This window comes from Mesorhizobium loti (genome assembly GCF_013170705.1).
GTDB lineage: Bacteria > Pseudomonadota > Alphaproteobacteria > Rhizobiales > Rhizobiaceae > Mesorhizobium > Mesorhizobium loti_D.
On sequence record NZ_CP033334.1, the window covers coordinates 6,205,472 to 6,227,021 of the forward strand.

Annotated in this window: 17 protein-coding genes and 1 pseudogene; 10 read left to right on the top strand and 8 right to left on the bottom strand. The window is 62.8% G+C overall.

Annotation, left to right across the window (positions count from 1 at the left end; genetic code table 11):
- Positions 1–4: 4 nt before the first annotated feature.
- From EB815_RS30255 to EB815_RS30265, 3 genes are read right to left on the bottom strand one after another with little or no spacing between them, the layout of a single operon-like run.
- Positions 5–868 carry a hypothetical protein gene (locus EB815_RS30255; protein ID WP_244493920.1) on the bottom strand — a complete coding sequence of 288 codons (864 nt, stop codon included), beginning with the start codon at positions 866–868 and terminating at the stop codon, positions 5–7.
- A complete protein-coding gene (locus EB815_RS30260) occupies positions 861–2,297 on the bottom strand; it encodes a hypothetical protein (protein ID WP_056565071.1) in 1,437 nt (478 codons plus the stop codon). Before EB815_RS30260 ends, EB815_RS30255 begins: the two co-directional genes overlap by 8 nt.
- Complete coding sequence (locus EB815_RS30265) at positions 2,294–3,322, bottom strand: methyltransferase (protein ID WP_244493921.1); 1,029 nt, start codon at positions 3,320–3,322, stop codon at positions 2,294–2,296. Before EB815_RS30265 ends, EB815_RS30260 begins: the two co-directional genes overlap by 4 nt.
- A 215-nt stretch (positions 3,323–3,537) precedes the next feature.
- Between EB815_RS30265 and EB815_RS30270 the strand changes: the two genes are divergently transcribed.
- The 7 genes and pseudogenes from EB815_RS30270 to EB815_RS30300 form a co-directional block, all read left to right on the top strand.
- Positions 3,538–4,845: an outer membrane protein gene (locus EB815_RS30270; protein WP_056565074.1), complete on the top strand. Its 1,308-nt coding sequence runs from the start codon at positions 3,538–3,540 to the stop codon at positions 4,843–4,845.
- Positions 4,846–5,107: 262 nt separating this feature from the next.
- Positions 5,108–5,434, top strand: coding sequence for a DUF3467 domain-containing protein (locus EB815_RS30275; protein ID WP_056565077.1), 327 nt, complete (start codon positions 5,108–5,110; stop codon positions 5,432–5,434).
- Between the two features lie 13 nt (positions 5,435–5,447).
- Positions 5,448–7,331 carry an HlyD family efflux transporter periplasmic adaptor subunit gene (locus EB815_RS30280; protein ID WP_056565082.1) on the top strand — a complete coding sequence of 628 codons (1,884 nt, stop codon included), beginning with the start codon at positions 5,448–5,450 and terminating at the stop codon, positions 7,329–7,331.
- Position 7,332: 1 nt separating this feature from the next.
- Positions 7,333–9,486 (top strand): PqqD family peptide modification chaperone, encoded by a 2,154-nt coding sequence (locus EB815_RS30285; RefSeq protein WP_056565083.1) that lies wholly within the window; start codon positions 7,333–7,335, stop codon positions 9,484–9,486.
- Entirely contained in the window at positions 9,479–11,467 is a 1,989-nt protein-coding gene (locus tag EB815_RS30290) for a preprotein translocase subunit SecA (protein ID WP_056565087.1), read from the top strand. The genes EB815_RS30285 and EB815_RS30290 overlap by 8 nt, the downstream gene beginning before the upstream one ends.
- Positions 11,468–11,471: 4 nt before the next feature.
- Positions 11,472–12,296 (top strand): efflux RND transporter periplasmic adaptor subunit, encoded by an 825-nt coding sequence (locus tag EB815_RS30295; RefSeq protein ID WP_056565091.1) that lies wholly within the window; start codon positions 11,472–11,474, stop codon positions 12,294–12,296.
- Between the two features lie 128 nt (positions 12,297–12,424).
- Positions 12,425–12,668 (top strand): annotated as a pseudogene (locus EB815_RS30300) (ribonuclease activity regulator RraA); the annotation flags it as partial.
- Positions 12,669–12,787: 119 nt separating this feature from the next.
- On the opposite strand, the gene EB815_RS30305 reads toward EB815_RS30300, so the two are convergent.
- The 5 genes from EB815_RS30305 to EB815_RS30325 form a co-directional block, all read right to left on the bottom strand.
- Complete coding sequence (locus EB815_RS30305) at positions 12,788–13,381, bottom strand: DJ-1/PfpI family protein (protein WP_056565099.1); 594 nt, start codon at positions 13,379–13,381, stop codon at positions 12,788–12,790.
- 68 nt (positions 13,382–13,449) lie between these two features.
- Positions 13,450–14,400 carry a substrate-binding domain-containing protein gene (locus EB815_RS30310; RefSeq protein WP_056565101.1) on the bottom strand — a complete coding sequence of 317 codons (951 nt, stop codon included), beginning with the start codon at positions 14,398–14,400 and terminating at the stop codon, positions 13,450–13,452.
- Positions 14,401–14,454: 54 nt separating this feature from the next.
- Entirely contained in the window at positions 14,455–15,453 is a 999-nt protein-coding gene (locus EB815_RS30315; protein WP_056565103.1) for an ABC transporter permease, read from the bottom strand.
- Positions 15,441–17,036, bottom strand: coding sequence for a sugar ABC transporter ATP-binding protein (locus tag EB815_RS30320; protein WP_081294653.1), 1,596 nt, complete (start codon positions 17,034–17,036; stop codon positions 15,441–15,443). The genes EB815_RS30315 and EB815_RS30320 overlap by 13 nt, the downstream gene beginning before the upstream one ends.
- Before the next feature lie 11 nt (positions 17,037–17,047).
- Positions 17,048–17,749 (bottom strand): GntR family transcriptional regulator, encoded by a 702-nt coding sequence (locus tag EB815_RS30325; RefSeq protein ID WP_056565107.1) that lies wholly within the window; start codon positions 17,747–17,749, stop codon positions 17,048–17,050.
- A 211-nt stretch (positions 17,750–17,960) separates the two neighbouring features.
- On the opposite strand from EB815_RS30325, the gene EB815_RS30330 reads away from it, so the two are divergent.
- The 3 genes from EB815_RS30330 to EB815_RS30340 are packed head-to-tail and all read left to right on the top strand — an operon-like array spanning position 17,961 to position 21,518.
- Positions 17,961–19,187 carry an iron-containing alcohol dehydrogenase gene (locus EB815_RS30330; RefSeq protein WP_056565108.1) on the top strand — a complete coding sequence of 409 codons (1,227 nt, stop codon included), beginning with the start codon at positions 17,961–17,963 and terminating at the stop codon, positions 19,185–19,187.
- A gap of 17 nt (positions 19,188–19,204) precedes the next feature.
- On the top strand, positions 19,205–20,683 hold the full coding sequence (locus tag EB815_RS30335) for an NAD-dependent succinate-semialdehyde dehydrogenase (protein ID WP_056565111.1): 1,479 nt from the start codon (positions 19,205–19,207) through the stop codon (positions 20,681–20,683).
- 10 nt (positions 20,684–20,693) lie between these two features.
- Positions 20,694–21,518, top strand: a complete 825-nt coding sequence (locus tag EB815_RS30340; protein ID WP_065004915.1) for an alpha/beta hydrolase — start codon at positions 20,694–20,696, stop codon at positions 21,516–21,518.
- The last annotated feature ends 32 nt before the right edge of the window (positions 21,519–21,550 follow it).

The following is a 21,550-nucleotide window of genomic DNA, read 5'->3' on the forward strand; positions in this document are numbered from 1 at the left end:
AAATCTACAGAACGCCGTAATAGGCGCTTTTGAGAATTTCCAGCCTGCCGTCGATCATACGGTAATCGATGCCGACATCATAGAGCATGTGGTCGAGCCGGGCTTTGTTGGCGGTCAGGAAGGCCTGGATGGCGTCGGGATAGCCTAGCCTGTCGACGAACCAGATCAGTTGGTCGATGCGTATCCGGGAGAAATAAACACCGTCATTGTACTTCTTGTTGGCAACGACGATGATGCCGCAGTCGCAGAGTTCCGGCCACAGGATGGAGGAGATATCGAGGCCGTCGAGGTCGAGATGCGCCGACGCCGCGACCTTGCCCACAATGTCTTCCCAATCATCCTTGGCGTCGAAGAAATAATAGAGGTTGTCGAAGCGCAAGCCGGACGGGCTGAGCTGGTAGCAGAGCCCGGACGAAACCACGCCGCTCGGATTGCCGAGATAGACGCTGATCTCTTCGATCCCGCGTTCCTGCGCGCCGAGTGCGGCATCGAGATCGAGCGAGAACATGAAGTAGGGGCGCTTCGGCGACAAGGCGAGCGCCGACGGCGCATAGGGCGCCAACGCAGCCAGCACCCGTTCTATCGAGACTTCTCGCTCAAGGCGCTCGTAGTCGTAGAAATAGAGCTCCCAGCTGAAATCGCTGCCTTTTTGCTTGACGCCCCACACGGTCCGGAACGGACCGATTTCGCCCTGTACCGCGCGCACCATCTCGTTCAGCAGGGGCGGAGCGCCAAGCGCCTCGAAGGATTGCCAGAGCAGCGTCGAGGAGCGCAGCTTGCCCGCCGTGGCGGCCACCGGTTCGTAAGGCCAAAGGCAATAGTCGAACTGCTTGTCACCCGGCTGCGTCCACTCAAGAAAGTCAGCCACGGCCAACGCCCTTTCTTGCGGATGCGCCAAAATAAAGCGTCGCGAAATCCCGGCCATTGCGTCCAATTCCGCCGGACAGATGACCGAGCGGTTCGCCGGCGATCCGCGAAAGCCATCCATCAATCTTAGCCGGCTCGATACCATAGGCACGCCCCAGCCGCCTGACCGTGTCCTCCACCGAGGCAACCTGCAGACCGGCCGAGTAGAAGTTGATGTCGAAGGAATGCCGAGGCGATCCGTCTTCCTGCACCTCCATGAAGAAAATCCGGTCGTCCGGGCAATGGTGGCGCGCCGCCTCGATCATCTCAAAGGCGGCATCGACCGAGGGAAAGGCAGCGGCATTGGCACGCAATCCGGCGAGACGCTGCCGGATTGCGGCGACACCACGTGCTTCGGCCGGCCAGAGATAGCGCGAAACCCTGGCGGATTGAGGGTCGTCGGGTCGCCATTTGACGGCGACATGGACCAGCTCGGTCACCGGTTTCGCCCCCTTCGCCAGACCGCGCCGGACCCGTCCGGAAAACTCGACATAGATCTTGTACAGTCCGGCCTTGCCGCCCTCGTAACCGAAATGCACGATCTCGGCCTCGCCAAGATGTTCGCACAACATGGCAAGCATGGCTTCCGGCAGCGACAGCTTGCGGGCAATCGAACGAAGTCCGGCCTTGGGATCGGTTCCCAGCGAATCCTTGTGCACGATGGCGAGGAACCGCTCCTCGTTGATCTCGCCATCGCCAAGCTTGGCCGATCGCTCGAGCCCGAATGGGCAGTTCAAATCCTCGATCAGCGAAAGCATGCGCTTGCCTTGCGCTTCGATCGGCGTCCGCTTCGGGTCGCCGGCCTCGGCAAACCGATCCAGCCGCTGCAGGATCGCAAGCACTGCCTCTTCAGCAAGCCTGTCCACTGAAGCCTGGCCATCCATGATGATGTCGGCGGCGGGCCGCACCCGTTCGCGTTGCATGGCATAAGTGCCGGCGATGAATCCCGTGTAATGCGCCAGGTAAGACTCCAGCCATCCCATGAAGGCCGGCGCTTCGCCAGGGGTCGCGCGTGCCCTGCCCGCCGCTTCGCCGATCTTGCGGGCCAGCGCTATGTCGGGCGGCGTATCGACCCAGATCAACGTGTCGATCAGTTCGCCGGTAGCGCCGTGCGCGCGCCCGAGCAGCGTGTCGAGCAGGACGCATTTCGGGGGTGGCGTCGTTTCGGCAAGCCGGATCATCTCCCGGACCAGCGGCTCCAGCATGATCTCGTCGTAGTTCGACCCGCGTTCGATCCAATCCCTGATCTCTGATGGCGGCGATGCGGTGATGGTCTCGAAATCGTCATAGTGCAGGGCCGGCACGCCGAGCCGATCCTGCAATGCCTTGGTCAACGAGGTTTTGCCGCTGCCGGGGTGGCCCGATATCGCGACAATGGGCGCCCGCTTCATTGCCATTTCTTTCTCGCTGTGATCAGCGCAAAAGGCATCTCGATCCCAACGGACTGGATACTGATATCGATAAAGCCGAGTTTGTCGAGTTCGACCGCGTAAAAATCCGGCTTGCGAAAGAACGGCAGGAAGACAAGGTTGGCGACCATTGAATAGGGGAGCCTGATGCCGGCGGGCTCGATCGGCATGCGCTCGAAGATCACCATGCGCCCACCGGGTTCGAGCGCGGCCGCTGCTTCTCGCATGAACGTGGCGGCATCGTCCCGCGGCCAGTCATGCAGCACCGACTTGAAGCTGATGATGTCGTGGCCGGCCGGCAGCCGGTCGCGGCGAAAATCGCCCTCCTCGAAGGTGATCCGCGCCGCCTGTGGCGAGCCTGAGACATGGCGCCGGCCGAGCGCGCAGACGACGGGCAGATCGAAAACCGTCGCCTCCATCGACGGATTGCGCTCGCATATCTGCCGGGCGAATTCACCGCTGTTTCCGCCGACATCCAGGATCCTCCTGTGTCCGGCGAGGTTCAGCCGGTCGAGACAGGCCGGCGCTTCGTATCGGGTAAGCGTTGAGGTGTAGCCTACCCATCGCGCCGTGGCGGCGAGGTTTTCCGGCGTCACCTCCATGCAGCGGTCGTAACGGAAAAGCTCGAACACCTGGGCTCGCGCCATGAACTGCGGAATATCCGAAAGCAGTTCCGCAAAAAGGCCATGAACGTCCGGCGCCGCCAGATTGGCGAACCAGAGCTTTGCCTCCAGCAGGTCACGGTGGGCAAGCGCTTCGCGGAAATCCGGCGTCAGGCGGAGCGGATCCTCGCCACGAACCACTCCATTGCTTGCCAGCAACTGAAGAAAGAAGTCGAAAGCAGTCTCGGGCATTTGAGCCAAGCGATAGATATCGCTTCGAGCCACCGACTGTCGGCCAGCCAGCAGGTCGACCAGCCCACGCGACAAAGCGAGAGCCAGGGCCCGCGACTCAATCTCGGTTTCGAGGAAACGGTCTACCTGCCGTATCGGATCGATATTGATCACGCCCAGTCCTCGCCCACGTTCCACTTGCCCAGCCTCATCGGTTCGAGCTTTCGACAGTTAAGGCCGTCTATTTTCACCGGCATCGTCATCTATTGTGGCAGATTCAACACAGTACATCGCAAGCGTATAGGATCGAGCCCAATCTGCGGACAATTTTTTGACACATTTCAGAACCGCGTGTTAGTCGCAATAACATTGGGTGAGGGAGTGACTTTATGGTCCGCAGTCTATTCGCAGCGTCGGTCACGATCGCCGCGCTCGTTTCCGTCACCTCGCTTTCACGAGCCGCAGACCAAATCGTCGCGCCCCAGGAAGCCACCGGCCCGTCGTGGACCGGATTCTTTGTCGGCGTGCACGGCGGTGGTGCCTTCGGCAATATGGGCTACGACCAGTTGCCGGTGTCTGCGGGAGATAGGACCGTCAGCTACAAGTTTGGCGCCGCGGACTTCGCCTACGGCGTCCATGGCGGCTTCGATTACCAGTTCAGCAATCGCTGGGTGGCGGGTTTTGAACTGGACTATACGCAGATCGACGCCGACTATTCGCCCTTCGCCGCCGGTGGCTTCGGAACGCTGGTCAAGGCAAAATCGATCTATTCGGTATCCGGTCGCGCGGGCTACCTGGTGACGCCGCAGACGCTGGTCTATGGCCGGCTGGGATATGCCGGCATCAAGCTTGACGATATCGAGCAAGGCTTTTTCGACACTGCCAGCAAGACGGTCGGCGCCGCCGAAATCGGCATTGGCGCTGAAACCTTCCTTTATGGCAACCTGACGGCCCGTATCGAGGCGAACTATTACCAGGCGTTCAACAAATTCACTCTCGAAGACGATTTCGAATCCTTCAATCCCCACTATCTGCTGGTGACCGCGGGCCTGGCCTATCGCTTCAACGCGCAGCATGGCTCCGCTTACCCCGCCGAGGCCGCGCCCGACATGAACTGGAACGGCTTCTATGCCGGCGTCGACGGTTCGTACAATTTCGGCGTCATGCATCTCGATGTCGACGTGCCCGGCGCAACCGTCGGTCCCTATGGGGCGCAGAGCATTGGTGGCGGAATCTTTGCCGGCTACAATTTCCTTCTGGGCTCTTCCTATCTGCTCGGTGTCGAAGCTGGTGCTGACTACCTTGATGCACGTTTCAAGGATCCGTCGCAGAATTCACTCGATCCGAGCGCTCCGACGCTGTTTGGCACCGTCAAGGCTGAGCTCTCCCTCACTGCTCGCGCCGGCTACTTCGCCACGCCTTCAACCCTTGTCTATGCCAAGGGTGGCTTTGCTGGCCTGTGGACCGACGCCAATGATGAGTTCTTCGGGCTCGATGGTGGCGGCAGCAAGATGCTGTCGGCCTACCAGATCGGCGGCGGTATTGAATCGGCCCTGACAGACAAGCTCAGCCTGCGTGTCGAAGGCCTGTACACCAAGGCGGTGGATGGCCTGACCGTCGCCAACACCCAGCTCGATCAGAATGAGCTGAAGCCGTCGCTGCTGACCGGCAGGATCGGCCTCGCCTACCATTTCTAGCCGAGGCCGGCTCTCGGCTCGCACGCGATTCTTCGCGGTCCGAGCCGTGCGCGGGCCGCGGTAACGTTACCTCCCGCTTCTCCCTTTACGCTGCGAAGACGTCTTTCGGTCCCGACCCATTTGAATTATTGTCCGCCTCGGGCGTGTCGACCGAGATGGTCGGTGCCTTTCTCGGGGCGAGAATCGTAAAAACCGGCAGCGCATTCGACGACCGTGGTTCTCGACCGCGATCGAGGCAGCGACGACAGGCATGGGAGACCAAATGGCCAAGACACCAGCATCCGCTAAGCCCGCAAGACCCGCAGCACCCAAAAAGGAAGACGGCACGGCGCGCAAGGGCGTCCAGTGGCTTGAGGACCAGATGACCACCCACTTCGCCAATGTGGTCAACGTTCAAGGCACAAGGGAACAGGTCGACCTGTTCTTCGGCACCAACCGGACCTGGAATGTCGAGGATGGCGGCTCCGTTTCGGTCGAGCTGTCCAATCGCATCATCCTGACGCCCCTGGCGGCGAAACGGTTGTGGACCGTGCTCGGTGGCGTGCTGCGCGAGCATGAGGCCCGCTACGGGTCACTCAACGTCGAGTAAGCGACCGGGAAAAATGGCCAAGGTCACGCAAAGCGACGATGCGGATGCGGCCGAAGAGGCCGCATCGGCCAGTTCCTTGACGCTTCTTGCGCCAGCGCTCTGGAAGCGCCTCTCCGAAGCAAGCACATCCGAGGATCTGGCCACCGCATGGCTCGCCTTGCAATGCAGCATGATCCCCGGTGCGTCGAAGGGCATTGTGCTCGTTGAGGCGCGTGGAGGAATGCGCCTGCTGTCGGCATGGCCGGAAGCGAACGACGAGCCAGCGGACCTCAAGAGCACGGCGGAACTGGCCCTGTCCGAACGCCGTGCCGTGGCGCGCGGCACGACCGCCGATTCCGTCGCCAGTCCCTCCGTGGCCTTTCCGATCCTTCTCGACGATGCCGTCATCGCGGTGGTTGCGGTCGGTATCGCCGTCGCCAAGCCGTCGCAGGCCAAGGAGGCGATGCGGGCCGCCATCCGCCAGATCCAGTGGGGCTCGGCCTGGCTGCGCGATCATCTGCGCGGCCAGCGGGCCAGCACCAATGTGCGCCAGCTCGACCGTTCACGCGCCACGCTCGACCTGATCGCTTCGGTTCTCGAACACCAGCGATTTGCTCCCGCGACCATGGCGGCCGCGACGGAACTCGCGATCCGTTTCGACTGCGCCCGGGTCAGCGTCGGCTTCACGCGCCGCGGATCGGCCCGCATCGCCGCCATTTCGCACACCGCGCAGTTCGGCCGCCAGATGGGCCTTGTGCGCGCTATCGGTGCGGCCATGGACGAGGCCATCGACCAGCGCTGTTCCATCCTCTATCCGATCGGCGTCGATGAGCCGATCGCCACCCACGCCCACGGCGAAGTCGCCCGGCTGCAGCATGACGGCCAGGTGCTCACGGTGCCGATGTTCGTCGTCGACGCCTTTGTCGGCGCCATCACGTTCGAACGCCGGCGCGGTCATGCCTTCGAGCCTGAGATCGTGCAGATCCTCGACATGATCGCCACCGCCATCGGTCCCATTCTCAACGAGAAACGACTGAACGACCGTTGGCTGATCTTCAAGGTCGGCGAATCGCTATGGCAGCAGATCAAGCGGCTGCTCGGGCCTGGCTACACCGGCCGCAAGCTCGCCGCGATCGGCCTCGCCGCGGCGGCGGCCTTTGGCTACTTCGCCACCGACACCTATCGCGTCAACGCCGACGCGCAAATCGAAGGATCGGTTCGCCGCGCGATCATTTCCTCCTATGACGGCTTCATCCAGGAAGCCAAGGCGCGGGCCGGCGATGTGGTGACATCCGGCGATGAACTGGCGACGCTCGAAGACCGCGAACTGGCACTCGAGCGGCTGCGCTGGGCGACCCAGCGGCAGCAATACAGTTTCGAATACGACAAGGCCCTGGCGACCCGCCAGCCGGCCACGATCAATGTCGTCAAAAGCCAGATCGACCAGGCCGACGCGCAGCTCAAGCTGATCGACGAACAGATAGCGCGCACCAGGATCGTGGCGCCGTTCGATGGCCTCGTCGTGTCCGGCGATCTCAGCCAGCGGATCGGCGGCTCGGTCAGCCGCGGTGAACTGCTTTACGAGATCGCGCCGCTGACCGATTACCGCGTCGTCATGCAGGTCGACGAACGCCAGATCGCCGACGTCAGCGAGGGCCAGAAGGGCGAGGTTATCTTCGCTTCCCTGCCGGAAGAGCATTTCGAGCTGACCGTGGGCAAGATCACACCGGTGGCGCAGGCCAAGGACGGCAAGAACCTTTTCCAGGTAGAGGGCAGCCTGACGCATACATCGCCGCGGCTGCGGCCCGGCATGATCGGCGTCGCCAAGATCGCGATCGACCAGCGTCGGCTCGTCTCGATATGGGCGCGGCCGGTACTGGAATGGTGGCGCCTGGCAAGCTGGCGCTGGATGCCGTGACGTGGCCAAGTCGCTGTTCAGCCCGTCCTGGTATCGCGTCGCCGAGCTGAAAGTCAGGCTACGCAGGCATGCCCAGATTCACCGGCAGAAATTCCGCGGCGAGATCTGGTACGTTTTGCAGGATCACCAGACCGGACGCTTCCACCGGCTGTCGGCGTCCGCCAATCTGATGATCTCGCTCATGGACGGCAGGCGCACCTTGCATGAGATATGGGATCTCGTCGGGCGACGCGCCGGCGACGACCCGCCGACGCAGGATGAAGCAATCCACCTGCTTGCCGAACTGCACGCCTCGGACCTTCTGCAGGGCGAACTGCCGCCCGATTTCCAGGAACTGACCGACCGCTCCGCCAAGCAGGCGCGCAACGAGGTGATCAACAAGCTGCGCAATCCGATGGCGCTGCGCATGCCGCTGTTCGATCCGGACCGGTGGCTCGATCTCACCATGCCGCTGGTTCGGCCACTGTTCACGATCTATGGCCTGATCGCATGGCTGGCGCTGGTCGGAACGGGCATCGCGCTGGCGGTGCTTCATTGGTCCGAACTGAGTTCCGACGCATCGGATCGCCTGCTCAGCGCCGGCAATGTCGCCTTGATCATCGCCATCTACCCGCTGGTCAAGACGTTCCACGAAGCGGGCCACGCCTACGCCACCAAAGCGTGGGGCGGCGCGGTGCACGAAGTCGGGCTGATGCTGCTCATCTTCGTTCCCGCGCCCTATGTCGATGCAACCGCATCGACCGCTTTTCGCGAGAAGTGGCGCCGCGTGGTCGTCAGCAGCGCAGGCATCATGGTCGAATTCGCATTGGCCGCCGCCGCCATGATCTTCTGGGTCAACGCGGAGCCTGGCCTTGCCCGCGCCGCCGCCTTCAACGTCATGGTCATCGGCGGCATCTCGACGCTGTTCTTCAACGGCAACCCGCTGCTGCGCTTCGATGGTTACTACATTTTCGCCGATCTGATCGAGGTTCCCAATCTCGGCACCCGCGCCAACCGTTACTTCTGGTACCTCGTCCAGCGTTACCTTCTGGGGATCACGAATATCGACAATCCGGCCTCGGCGCCGGGCGAACGCAAATGGCTGTTCGGCTACGCCGTGCTGTCCTTCTGCTACCGCATAATGCTCAGCCTCACCATCGCATTGCTGGTCGCCACCAAGTTGTTCTTCATCGGCGTCCTGCTTGCCCTGTTCACGGTTTTCGGCACCGTCGTGATGCCGATCTTCAAGGGCCTGAAATTCCTGCTGACGACGCCTCGCCTGCAAGGCCAGCGCGGACGCGCCATCGCATTGACCGGAGCCGCTGTTGCCGGGCTGGCCACGCTCGTACTGTTCGTGCCCATGCCGTACGGCACGGTGGCACAGGGTGTGGTCTGGATACCGGACCGCGCCGAAGTGCGGGCCGACACCGCCGGTATCGTCACCGAAATTCTCACCGCACCGGACACGATGGTTTCGGCCGGAACGCCACTGCTGCGGCTGGAAGATCCAGGTATTAGCGGCCGCGTCGCACTGATCGAGGCGCAGCGGCACGAGTTGCAATTGCGTTACGAGGCGGTGCGGTTCTCCGATCGCGTCGAGGCGGACGTCCTGCTCGAGCAGATAAAAAACATGGAGGGCGTGCTCGCCTCGGTGAAGCAGCGGCGTGACGGACTGGTGGTAAGCGCCCATGACGCGGGACGATTCATCCTGCCAAAGGCGGCCAACCTGCCCGGCCGGTTCCTCAACCAGGGCGATCTGGTCGGCTATGTCGTCTCGACCGCCACGCCGCAGTTGCGCGTGATCGTGCCGCAAAGCGAGGTCGATCTGGTGCGCGCGCGCACTGACGGCGTCGAAGTCCGGTACGCGGGCGAGTTCGGAAAGCCGGTGCCGGCCCGTATCAGCCGGGAAGTTCCGGCAGCCCAGTTCGATCTGCCAAGCCTGGCGCTTTCCGTGGAAGGTGGTGGAACCGTCGCCATGCGGTCCGGAAACGACGCCAGCGGCAAGCCTCGTGCGCTGGAAGGGCTGTTCGTTTTCGACGTTGCCCCCCAGCAGGCAGGCGAGCATCTGCTTCTGGGCAGCCGCGTCTTCGTTCGCTTCGACCACGGCAGGGAGCCGCTGATCTGGCGCTGGGTGCGCACCGTGCGCCAAACCTTCCTGAGCCGCTTCAATGTCTGACGCCGCTCTGATCAGGCCGCCGCTGCCGATCCTCTATGCCGAACGCGAAGATGCCAAGCGGGCGCCGCTCGATGAATTCGCCTCGCGTGTCCTCGCCTATGCCGTCGTCGCGGGCTCGGGGCGCCGTGCACGCCGGCTCGCCGATATCGTGCCCAAGGCAGATGCGTTCGACGGCGAGATGCGGGCGTTGTCGGACGAAGCGCTTCGCCTGCGAGCGCGGCATGTTTCGGTGTCGCTCAGGCGCAGGCGCGGCTTTCCGGAAGACACCGTCGCCGAATGTTTTGCAATCATCCGCGAACTGTCGGCGCGCTTGAGCGGCAGGCGCCACTACCCCGTCCAGATGATCGGCGCATATGCGATGATCCGCGGCTACCTCGCCGAGATGGCCACCGGCGAAGGCAAGACGCTGACGGCGGCGTTGGCTGCCGGCACGGCGGCGCTCGCCGGCATGCCGGTTCATGTCGTGACCGTGAACGACTACCTCGCCAAGCGTGACGCCGAGCTTACCCAGCCGATCTACGATGCGCTCGGCCTGTCCGTCGGCGTCGTCGTCAGCGGTCAATCGATGCAGGAACGGCAGGCGGCTTATGGTGCCGACATCACCTATTGCACCAACAAGGAACTGGCATTCGATTACCTGCGCGACCGCATCGTGCTCGGCCAACGCGACGGGAACCTGCGGTTGAAGCTCGAGGGCCTGCAGGACGAGACACCGCGATCGAAGAAGTTGCGCCTGCGCGGCCTGCATTTTGCAATTGTCGACGAGGCCGACAGCGTGCTGGTCGATGAAGCTCGAACGCCGCTGGTCATTTCGGGCGAAGCGAAGGGCGAAATTTCGGCAGAGGCGGCGCTGGAGGCGTTGGAACTCGCCGCCACGCTGGAAGCGGGTACCGACTATCTGCTTTTGACAGAACAGAAGCGAGTGGTGTTGACCGATGCCGGCCGCGAACGTGTCGCCGAGTTCGCCGAGGCGCATGGCAAGGAATGGCGCGGTGTCATCGTCCGTGAGGAATTCGCTCGCCAGGCACTGTCGGCGTTGCATCTTTTTCATCGCGCCGAGGAGTATCTCGTCCGTGACGGCAAGGTGCAGATCATCGACCAGCACACCGGTCGCCTGATGCCCGACCGCGCCTGGACCGACGGGCTGCACCAAATGATCGAGGTCAAGGAGGGCTGCAAGCCCTCGGCGCGGCGCACCACCATAGCCCGCATGACGTATCAGCGCTTCTTCCGCCGCTACGCACATCTTTCCGGCATGACAGGAACGGCACGCCAGGTCGCCCGTGAATTCTGGAATGTCTATCGGCTACCGGTGGTGGCGATCCCGACGCACCGGCCAAGGCGACGCAAGAACCTGGTCGATCGGGTACTGCCCGACGAAGAGGCCAAATGGGAGCTCGCGGTCAACCGCATCGCCGAGCTGCACGCACGTGGCGTTCCGGTTCTGATCGGCACAGGCTCCGTGGCCTGCTCGATGATCGCCAGCGAGCATCTTGCCAATGCCGGGCTTCCGCACCTTGTTCTCAACGCCGCGCAGGACAGCGCGGAAGCCGCCATCGTCGCGCAGGCCGGTGAACTCGGCCGCATCACGGTCGCCACCAGCATGGCGGGGCGCGGCACCGATATCCATCTGGCTGAAGGCGTCGAGGAACTCGGCGGACTGCACGTCATCATGATGGAGCGCCACGAGGCGCGCCGCATCGATGACCAGCTCGCCGGTCGCAGCGGCCGGCAAGGCCAGCCGGGTTGCTTCCAGGCGATCCTGTCGCTTGACGATCCCCTTGTCGAGTTTGCGGCCAGCCGGGCGTTCAAGAACCTCGCCCGGGCAACTGCTCCGATCCTCGGCGAGAGGCCGTCGCGCTGGTTGCTGCGCCACGCCCAGCGCCGTGCCGAACGTGTGCACGCGGGCATGCGCAAGGACCTGCTGGCTTCCGATGAAAAACAAAGCCGCACCCTCGCCTTCTCCGGCCGTCCAGAGTGAACCAATGAAGCCAATCGTCGCCGTTGCAGCCGCCCTTCTTTCCGTTGCCGCCACCGCCGTCAGAGCCATGACGTTCGACTGCGTCGCCGAGCCGGCGCAGCGCGTCCAGATCGGTACGCCGGTCACCGGTCTGTTGGCGTCCGTCGCTGTCGGTCGCGGCGCCCTCGTGCTGCCTGGCGACGTGGTGGCGAAGCTGGAATCGACGGTGGAGGAGGCCAATGTCGCGCTTGCCAAGGCGCAGGCGGAGGCCGACGAGGCCGTGCAGGCGCAGCAGACACGGCTGACGCTGGCCGAAGCAGATCTGTCGCGCTCGAAAAAGCTGGTGAACTCTGGATCCGTCGCCACCTCGAAGGTCGAGGAGCTGGAAGCCAATGTCGAGATCGCCAAGCGCGACCTCGACACCGAGAAGCGCAAGATGCTGCTCGCGCAGATCGAGCTTCAGCGCCAGCAGGCACTGCTTGATCGGCAAAGCATCCGCAGCCCAATCAAGGGATTTGTCGCCGAACAGAGCCTGCGCGCCGGTGAATTCGTCCGCCAGGACAGCCCTATCATGACGATCGTGCAGATCGATCCCCTCTTTGTCGAAGCCTATGTTCCCGTCGATCTGTGGGGCAAGATCATCGTCGGGACTCACGGCTCGATCATCCTCAACCAGCCTGACCAGCAAAGGCGTGGAGCAGCGGTCACCGTGGTGGATAAGGTCTTCGACGCCGCCAGCGGTACGTTCGGGGTTCGATTGGAACTTCCCAATCCCGATGATCAAATTCCGGCAGGTCAGAGATGTCAGGTTGATTTCGACGTGCGGTCGCAGGCAACCATCTCGCCCTGATTGCCGCTTGGATATCGGGCTGCGTAATTGATACGGCAGTACGTTCGAGACAGGGCGTCGGCTACCTTCCGGGCGTCAGTCGCGCGATTTGTTCAAGAAGGAGCAGTAATCGATCCACGACCGCGTGATCGACGCCGATTGCCTGCCGGCGGTGTCACGTTGATCCCCGGCGACTTTATCGCTGCCGACGACGGGGTGGTGGTGTTTCCCGTCGCGATGGCGGCGCAGGTCATCGAAGACTCGAAGAAGCATCACGATTGGGAGGAGTTTTCGCGAGAGAAGCTCATGCAGGGCGCGCCGCTGCAACGCTATTATCCGCTGCATGAAGACGCCCGCGCAGAGTACGAAGCGTGGCGCAGCGCAGGGCGCTAGCACAACCAGCTGGCGTATGGATCACCAGCGCGGCTTGACCAGAGCTTTGTGCACTTGGAGCGGTGCAACTTCAAACCAGGGTGGTGAACCGCTCCAAGTACTTTCTGCCTGGACCATCTTTAGTTATGCCGGATTTCCGTGCCGAGCACTTTCAGGCATTCCCGGATGAAGGCTGCCAAGGCCGTCCAGCCTTTGGCCGAAACCATCGTCCCGTCGACATAAGCCTCCGTCGGAGACAGGTCGATGTAGGTGCCGCCGGCGAGTGTGACTTCCGGCTCGCAAGCCCCCAATGCGCCAACCTTCTTGCCGCGCACGACGCCATCGACTGCGATGAGAATCTGAACGCCATGGCAGATCGTGAAGATAGGCTTTTGGGCTTCATGGAAATGACGCACGATCGCCTGAACGCGCTTGTCGGTGCGGATATACTCAGGGCCACGACCGCCGGCGCAATAGACCGCGTGGTATTGGTCGAGCTGCTTCTCAGCGTCGGAAAACGTCTTGTTGATCAGCGCGTAGTGGCCGAGCTTTTCGGTATAGGTCTGGTCGCCCTCGAAATCGTGCAGCGAGGTCTTGATCACGTCTCCGGCGTTCTTGTCCGGGCACACGACGTGGACCGTGTGACCCACGGCTTCCATCGCCTGCTGGTAGACGAAGATTTCGTATTCCTCGGTGAACTCACCGGTCAGCATCAGTATCTTTTTGCCTGGCATGGCTCTTCCTCTCGGTTTTGGCTCGGCAAGGCGCGGATCGCGCCTTGCCTTCTGGGGATCGGATCGGATCAGAATGGCGAGTCAGGGAAATAGTATTCCTTGGCGTTGGCCTGGGTGATCAGCGGCGCATCGAGCTTGACGGTGCCGCGGACAGGTGCCTGGCCGATCAGATTGGCAACAGTCATGTAGATCGCTGTCTTGATCATCGACGGCGGGTATGGGGTCTCGACCGGCGTCATCGCGTCGCCGTCGATCACCTTCTTGACGATGTCCTTCATGCCATTGCCACCGAGAGCCAGCTTGATATCGGTCCGGCCCGATTGCTTCACGGCCTCGAGCACGCCAAGCAGCATGTCGTCGTCATTGGCCCAGACCGCATCGATATGCGGATACTTGGCCAAATAGTCCTGCATCAGCTTGAAGGCCTCGTCGCTGTTCCAATGCGCGTACTGGAGGTCCAGCACCTTCAGTCCGGTGCCCTTGATCGTGTCCTCGAAGCCCTTGATGCGCTCGTCGTCGATGACCGTGGGAATGCCGCGCAGCACGACGAGATCGCCCTTGCCACCCAGCTTGTCGATCATGAACTTCGCGGTATTGGAGCCCACCGCGATGTTGTCGCCGGCGAGATAGAGGTCCTGAATCGAGGAATCGGTCAGGCCTCGGTCGACGACGGTGATGAAGGTTCCCGCGCCCTTGATGGCCTTGACCGGCTGGGTCAGTTCTTCCGAACTGTACGGCAGGATGACCAATGCATCCAGTTTGCGGCTGGCGGACAGATCCTCGAGCGCGCTGACCTGCTCGGCGGCCGATGGCGACGTCTTGACGACCACTTCCACGCCCGGGAAAGCCGCGTTGATCTCCTTGGCGGCCTGCTGGGCATGATAGACGACACCCGCGGTCCAGCCATGGTCAGCCGCCGGTATCGACACCGCCACGACCTTCTTGTCCTGCGCCATGGCCTGTCCAGCCAGCAGCAGCGAGCCAAGGGCGGCCGCCGCGATCCATTTTCTACTCAACATTCTCTTCTCCCATGGACCTACAAAAACCTGGCTCCCGCGTGGTCCGGACACGGGCTATTTCGAATTGGAAAACCGCTGGATGAGCATGGCGATGATGATGATTACGCCCTGAACGGCGGCCACGAGGTACTCGGAGACGAAGTCCGACAACACCATCAGGTTTGCGATCAGTTCCAGGATGACCGCGCCGGCGACTGTTCCCCACACATGGCCCTTGCCGCCGCGCAATGCGGTGCCGCCGATCACCACGGCGGTGATGACCTGCAATTCCCAGAGCTGTCCGGTGGTCGGCGTGGCGGCGCCAAGGCGCGGCACGTAGCAGATCGCGGCGATCGCCACGCACGCGCCCTGGACTATGTAGGCGATGGTGCGGGTCTTGATGACCGAGATGCCGGAATAGCGCGCGACATCCTCATTGGCGCCCACAGCCGCGCATTTGCGTCCGTATTTCATCTTGTAGAGGATGAAGGATGCGACGGCGGCAACCGCGATGGATATCAGGATCGGGATCGGAATGCCGGCGACCGTACCGAAATAGACAGGTCGGTAGGCGTCGCGCAGCGACCGGTCGATCGGGATCGTGCCGCCGTCGGTCAGATAGGTGATCAGCGCCCGGAAAATTCCCATCGTGCCAAGCGTCGCGATGAACGGCTCGATCCGGCCCACCGTGACGATCAGCCCGTTGGCGAGCCCACACAGCAACCCGACCAGGATCGCAACGACCATTCCGGCGGGAATGGCCCACAGGCCGGCATGCGGTGCCATCGCGTTCATGAACATGATGGTGATGCCGGTGACGAAAGCGGCCATCGAGCCGACGGAAAGATCAAGCCCTCCCGACGAGATGACGAACGTCGCACCGACCGCGATGATCGCGATGAAGGCGCTGCGGGTGATCACGTTGGCAAGGTTGGTGGCCGAGAGGAAGTCCGGATTGATAAGAAAGCCCGCCACGAGCAAGGCAGCCAATGCCAGGAAGGGTCCGACGTCGGTCCAGGTGAGATTCAAATCGCTGATCCGGCGGGTCGTCGGGGATCCGGTCATGACAGCCATTCTGTTCCTCCCTTGGCCTTTGGCCCCGGCTTCGGGCCACTGGTTGCCAGCAGCGCCACATTGCTTTCAGTCATTTCGGCGCCGCTGAGTTCTCCGGTGACATGTCCTTCACGCATCACCAGGATGCGATCGCAGATACCGATCAGCTCCTGCATCTCCGAGGAGATGACGATGCAGGCCTTCCCCTTGGCGACCAGACCGTGGATGAAGGCGTAGATCTGCGCCTTGTTGGCGATATCGATGCCGCGCGTCGGCTCATCGATGATGACCACCGACGGGTTGGTCAAAAGGATCTTGGCCAGAAGCAGTTTCTGCTGGTTGCCGCCCGAGAGTTGGGCCGCCTTTGCGGCCGGGCTTTTCACCCTGATGTCATAAGTCTCGACGGCCTTTTCCAAGGCCTCCGTTTCGCGCCGGCGACCTATCGAAAGACCGGGATGGAAGACGCTAAGCGCGGAGAGTGTCAGATTGGGTGCCAAGCGCTCCTGCAGCAGCAATCCCTTGCCCTTGCGGTCCTCGGTCAGGTAGCCGATGCCGGCGTCGATCGCGGCGCGCTGCGACTGGAAGTGGACCGGCTTGCCCTCGAGCTCGACCGTGGCGGTTGCCGGGCGCAGGCCGACGATACCCTCGAACAGCTCGGTGCGGCCGGCGCCGACCATCCCGGCAAAGCCGAGGATCTCGCCCCTGTGGACCGTGAACGATACATCCTCGGCATAGCCGGGAACGGTGGCGTTCCTGACGCTCAGCATCGGGATATCGGATGATGCCCCGGTCTTTTCGGGGTAGAGCGCGGCCAGCTCACGGCCGACCATGAGACGCGCCATGTCCATCTGGTTCAGCGTCCTGCCGGGATAGGTGCCGACCATCTTGCCGTCGCGCAGCACGGTCACCTTGTCGGCGACCCTTTGCACCTCGTCCAACCGGTGGCTGATATAGAGCACGGCGGTGCCGTGGGCCTTCAACTGCAGAACGATTTCCAGCAGCCGTTCGACCTCTCCGCCGGTCAGCACGGCGGTCGGTTCGTCGAAGATCACAACCTTGTAGTCGTCAAGCAACGCGCGAGCGATCTGCACCATCTGCCGGTCGGCCAGCGAGATGTCGCGCACCAACGCTGTCGGCGATACGAAACAGCCGATCTGCGCCAGCTTCTCGGCCGCCAGCCGCCGCATGGTACGGTCGTCCACGACCGGGCCGCGCGAAAGCTCACGCCCGAGAAACAGATTGTCCGCCACCGTCAACGCCTCGGCGAGCAGGATCTCCTGATGCACCAGCGCGATGCCGGCATCCTGTGCCTGGCTGGGCTTGGTGAATTTCACCGGGTGGCCGTTCATCGACAAGGTGCCGCTGCTTGGCTCGACATAGCCGGACAGCAGCCTCATCAATGTCGACTTGCCGGCCCCGTTTTCGCCGATGATGGCGTGGATCTCACCGGGCAGGATGTCGAGCGTGACGTCCGCGAGCACCGTCACCGGGCCGTATTGTTTCGAGAGGTGCCCGGCGCGCAGCACCGGTTCGACGGCGCCCGGCATGTCACCAGAGGACAGCGTGCTTCCTCCCTCCCCTGCGATATTGGCGGCAATGGACATCGGTTCCAGCCTCAATCGAATGCCGGAAGCAAGCGATCGCGGGAATGCTCGATATGGACGCGCATGGCCTCTTGGGCGGCGTCCGGGTCGGCCCGACCGAATGCGGCGAGAATCGCCTCATGTTCGTCGAGCGCTTCCTCGGTCACGCGGGAATGGTACATCAGGCGGAAGATGTGGAAGTGGGTGTGCTGGTGGCTCAGCGTCTCCCGAATGAGTTCGTTTTCGGAAAACTCCATGATCTTGTCGTGGAAGATCGCGTCCTGCCGGGCGAAATTCGAATAGCGCAGGCGATCATCCTTGCCTTCGCGCCGCGACATCACGCCGGCCGCTTCCAGCAAAGTGCTGAGCTTCGCTTCGTCCATGGCAGCGGCGGCTTTCGCCGCGGCATGCGGCTCAAGCAGAAGGCGCATCTCGTACAATTCGTCAAAACGGCGACGGGTAATCTGGGGTGCCGCGCGGTACCCAATGAGATGCGTCTTGAGCACCAGGCCTTCACCTTCGAGGCGGCCGAGCGCCTCCCGGATCGGTGTGTGCGAGACGTTGAATTCCTTGACCAGGCTATCGACGGTGATGCGTGAACCCGGCGCGATCTTCAGCGCCATGAGCTGAGCGAAGATGGCTTCGTAGACATCTTCGACCAGGCTGTTGGAGCGCTGGATACGCCCCGCTGCGCCAATCGTTTCGGTCGTATCGGGTGAGTTCGCGGTCTGCATCTTTTTGCCTCTTGACAGTAAGGACTGCTAACACGATGCTCCGGCCGATGCAATCCTATATCCTATACGATTTTAAAGCGGATATGTTTTTGGGCCGCCGCCTAGGTGTCGCCGCGGCGCGTCCAACGCCCTTCGCCTACAGGCGGCGGACATGTCGCGATAGCCTTTCCCAGTTCCCAGTTGAGCCGCCGTCAAAGGAAAAAAGATCATCATGAGCCTCTTCGCCGCCCTCCGGCTTCCGCGTGAAATCCTTTTCGGCAAAGGCCAGCGTCATGCGCTGCCGACAGTCGCCAGCAGGTTCGGGCGCCGCGCGCTGGTCTGTACCGACGAGCGCTTCGCCGGCACCGCGGTGTTCGCGGAGGTCGTCAAATCGCTCCAGGACGCCTCAATAGAGGTGCTGGTGCATGACCGCGTCCTTCCCGACGTACCGCGTGAAACAGTCAGCATCTGCGTCGACGAGGCGACGGGGTTCCGGCCCGAGATGGTGATCGGCATTGGCGGCGGCAGCTGCCTCGACTTTGCCAAATGCACCACCTTGCTGCTCAGCCACGGCGGCAAACTCCAGGACTACTATGGGGAGTTCAAGGTGCCCGGTCCCACGCTGCCAGTGATCGCCGTGCCCACCACGGCGGGCACTGGCTCCGAAGTGACGCCGGTCGCGGTGATCTCCGATCCCGACCGGACACTCAAGGTCGGCATATCGAGCCCGTATCTGATCGCCGCGGTTGCCTTGTGCGATCCCGACCTCACGATGACCTGTCCGCCCGGGCTGACCGCGATCGCCGGCGCCGACGCATTGACTCACGCAATCGAGGCTTTCACCGCCATGCGGCGCGGCGAGGACCCGGACCTGCCGCAAAAGCACGTGTTCATCGGCAAGACGGCGCTGACCGATCATTTCGCGCTGCTGGCCATAAAGCTGCTGGGTCGCGGCCTGCAGAAAGCCTGCACGGACGGCACCGATGCCGATGCGCGTGCCGATGTGATGATGGGCGCGTTGGCGGCAGGGTGTGCATTCGGCACCGCCGGAACGGCGGCGGCTCATGCCGTGCAATATCCCGCCGGGGCGCTGACGCACACCGCGCACGGCTTGGGCGTGGCAACCATGATGCCCTACGTCATGACCTATAACAGGCGTGTGGCCGCCGCTGAAATGGCCGAGATCGGCCGCGCGCTCGGGCTCTCCGCAAATGGGCGCAGTGAAGACGAGCAGGCCGGCGCTGCCATAGAGGAGATCAGGCGGCTGTTCGCGGCGATCGGCATCACCTCGACGCTGGCGGATCTTGGCCTACCCGCCGATAAACTGGACTGGACCGCCGAGCAGGCGCTCGGCATCGACCGCCTCATCAAGAACAATCCGCGCCCATTCGATTTCGCCGCCATGCGACGCCTGGTTCAGGCAGCCCACGACGGCGACCTCGCGGCCTGCGCCAATTGAACGAACGGAAAAAGACGATGAACCTTGCCCAGCAAATCGACCAGGATGGCTATGACGTGCGCCGGTTTTCGCACGGGCTCTACATCGACGGCACGTGGCGCCCCTCTTCCGATGGCCAGCTCATCGATGTGGTCGATCCGTCCTCGGGAGCCGTGATCGCGGCGGTTCCCGATGCGACGCTCGACGATGCCGCAACCGCCGTCGAGGCCGCGGCCAAGGCCGCCAAGGGATGGCGAGAGACAGCGCCGCGCAAGCGCTCGGAAATCCTTCGGCGCTGTTTCGAACTCATGGTCGAGCGTTCTGAAACGCTCGCCATGCTGATCTCGCTGGAGAACGGCAAGGCGTTGCGGGACGCGCGTGGCGAGGTGGCATATGCGGCCGAGTTTTTTCGGTGGAACGCCGAAGAGGCCGTCCGGATCACCGGTGAATTCGGTACCGCACCATCCGGCACCAACCGGATCGTAGTCGACTATGAGCCGATCGGGATCTGCGTGCTGATCACGCCCTGGAACTTTCCCGCGGCGATGGCCACCCGCAAGATTGCGCCGGCACTGGCGGCAGGTTGTACGGTCATCCTGAAACCCGCCAGCGAAACGCCACTGACGGCATACGCTTTGGCCGCGCTCTATAGTGAGGCCGGCGTGCCGGCCGGCGTCATCAACGTCCTCACCACGACCAGTCCTGGTCCGCTGACATCGGCCATGCTGGCCGATCCGCGTGTCAGGAAGCTCTCCTTCACCGGCTCAACCGGGGTCGGCCGGACCTTGCTCGGCGAGGCGGCCAAGCATGTTATCTCCTGTTCGATGGAGCTCGGCGGCAATGCGCCTTTCGTCGTGTTCGACGATGCTGATCTTGACGCGGCGCTCGACGGTGCAATGATCGCCAAGATGCGCAATGCCGGCGAGGCATGCACCGCCGCCAACCGCATCTATGTCCAGTCAGGCATCCACGAACGGTTCGCTGACGGGCTTTCCAAACGCATGGCGGCGCTCAAAGTGGGAGCGGGCACCAATGCCGATACCGAGTGCGGCCCGATGATCACAAAAAAGGCCGTGGACAAGATCGACCGTCTCGTCAAGGACGCGGTGGATCGGGGAGCCAAGGTGCTTTGCGGCGGTTCTATTTTGGACCGCGAAGGCTTTTTCTATCCGCCTACCGTGCTGTCGCAGGTATCGCCCGAAGCCGACATGGCGCATGAGGAGATCTTCGGGCCGGTCGCGCCCATCACCATGTTCGAAACCGAGGCGCAGGCCATCGCATATGCCAATGACACGGAATATGGCCTTGCCGCCTATATCTATACGCGCGATGTGGGACGTGGAATGCGTGTGGCGTCGGGTATCGAGGCGGGGATGATAGGGCTCAACCGCGGGCTGATGTCCGATCCAGCGGCGCCCTTCGGCGGCGTCAAGCAAAGCGGCCTTGGCCGCGAAGGCGGTCAGCATCACGGCATCGCTGAGTTCATGGAGGCGAAATACATCGCCGTCACCTTCTGATCGGGCTCCCATGCAGAAAGACCCCTTCCGCACCCGCGACCACGTTGCCGATTTTGATGACATCGTGGCCGATATCGTGGCGCGCAGCGCCGCGACCCGGGCGACGCTGGCCATGGCGGGCGATCTCGCCTATGGCGAACACCCCGCCGAGAAGCTCGACCTGTTCTTTCCGCCGGGCCGGGGCGGCAATCTTCCGGTTCATATCTTCATCCATGGCGGCTACTGGCGCATGTTCTCCAAGGCCGACTATTCCTATGTCGCGGATACCGTGACCAGGGCTGGCGCGATCGCGGTGATCGTCGACTATGCGCTGATGCCCGAGGTGAGGATGGCGGCGATCGTGGATCAGGTCCGGCGCGCCAAGCAATGGGTGCTGGACAACATCGCCAGCCATGGCGGCGACCCCGGCCGGATAAGCCTCAGCGGCCATTCCGCCGGGGCGCATCTGGCGACATTCCTGTTTGAAAAGACGCCTGCGCCGGCACACATCCATGCGGCGCTGCTGCTGGGTGGCCTCTACGACCTGAAGCCCCTGCAGACGTCTTTCCTCGAGCCAATGATCGGCATCACCGACGAGGAGGCCGCGGCCTTCACGCCGATGACGCGGCAACACGATCCTGATACCGCGGTGACGATCGTGGTAGGTGCGCAAGAAACGCCGCCATTCCACAAGCAGGCGGCTGATTTCGCAACGCGATTGCGCGCGCTCGGGCTCGGTGTCCGCAACCTGTCCCTGGAAGATCGGAACCATATGAACAGCGTACGGGATCTGGGCATCAGCCGCACGCAAGCTGGCGATTGCCTGTTAGAAATTATCGAAGCGACGCGCGACTAGAGCGGCCGGGTTTCCGCGCAATGCCATAGACG

What these genes read in the sequence shown, in the direction of transcription:
- EB815_RS30260 (WP_056565071.1), bottom strand. Translation starts at nt 2,297, where the DNA reads ATGAAGCGGGCGCCCATTGTCGCGATATCGGGCCACCCCGGCAGCGGC.
- EB815_RS30270 (WP_056565074.1), top strand. Translation starts at nt 3,538, where the DNA reads ATGGTCCGCAGTCTATTCGCAGCGTCGGTCACGATCGCCGCGCTCGTT.
- EB815_RS30275 (WP_056565077.1), top strand. Translation starts at nt 5,108, where the DNA reads ATGGCCAAGACACCAGCATCCGCTAAGCCCGCAAGACCCGCAGCACCC.
- EB815_RS30280 (WP_056565082.1), top strand. Translation starts at nt 5,448, where the DNA reads ATGGCCAAGGTCACGCAAAGCGACGATGCGGATGCGGCCGAAGAGGCC.
- EB815_RS30290 (WP_056565087.1), top strand. Translation starts at nt 9,479, where the DNA reads ATGTCTGACGCCGCTCTGATCAGGCCGCCGCTGCCGATCCTCTATGCC.
- EB815_RS30295 (WP_056565091.1), top strand. Translation starts at nt 11,472, where the DNA reads ATGAAGCCAATCGTCGCCGTTGCAGCCGCCCTTCTTTCCGTTGCCGCC.
- EB815_RS30305 (WP_056565099.1), bottom strand. Translation starts at nt 13,381, where the DNA reads ATGCCAGGCAAAAAGATACTGATGCTGACCGGTGAGTTCACCGAGGAA.
- EB815_RS30310 (WP_056565101.1), bottom strand. Translation starts at nt 14,400, where the DNA reads ATGTTGAGTAGAAAATGGATCGCGGCGGCCGCCCTTGGCTCGCTGCTG.
- EB815_RS30315 (WP_056565103.1), bottom strand. Translation starts at nt 15,453, where the DNA reads ATGGCTGTCATGACCGGATCCCCGACGACCCGCCGGATCAGCGATTTG.
- EB815_RS30320 (WP_081294653.1), bottom strand. Translation starts at nt 17,036, where the DNA reads ATGTCCATTGCCGCCAATATCGCAGGGGAGGGAGGAAGCACGCTGTCC.
- EB815_RS30325 (WP_056565107.1), bottom strand. Translation starts at nt 17,749, where the DNA reads ATGCAGACCGCGAACTCACCCGATACGACCGAAACGATTGGCGCAGCG.
- EB815_RS30330 (WP_056565108.1), top strand. Translation starts at nt 17,961, where the DNA reads ATGAGCCTCTTCGCCGCCCTCCGGCTTCCGCGTGAAATCCTTTTCGGC.
- EB815_RS30335 (WP_056565111.1), top strand. Translation starts at nt 19,205, where the DNA reads ATGAACCTTGCCCAGCAAATCGACCAGGATGGCTATGACGTGCGCCGG.
- EB815_RS30340 (WP_065004915.1), top strand. Translation starts at nt 20,694, where the DNA reads ATGCAGAAAGACCCCTTCCGCACCCGCGACCACGTTGCCGATTTTGAT.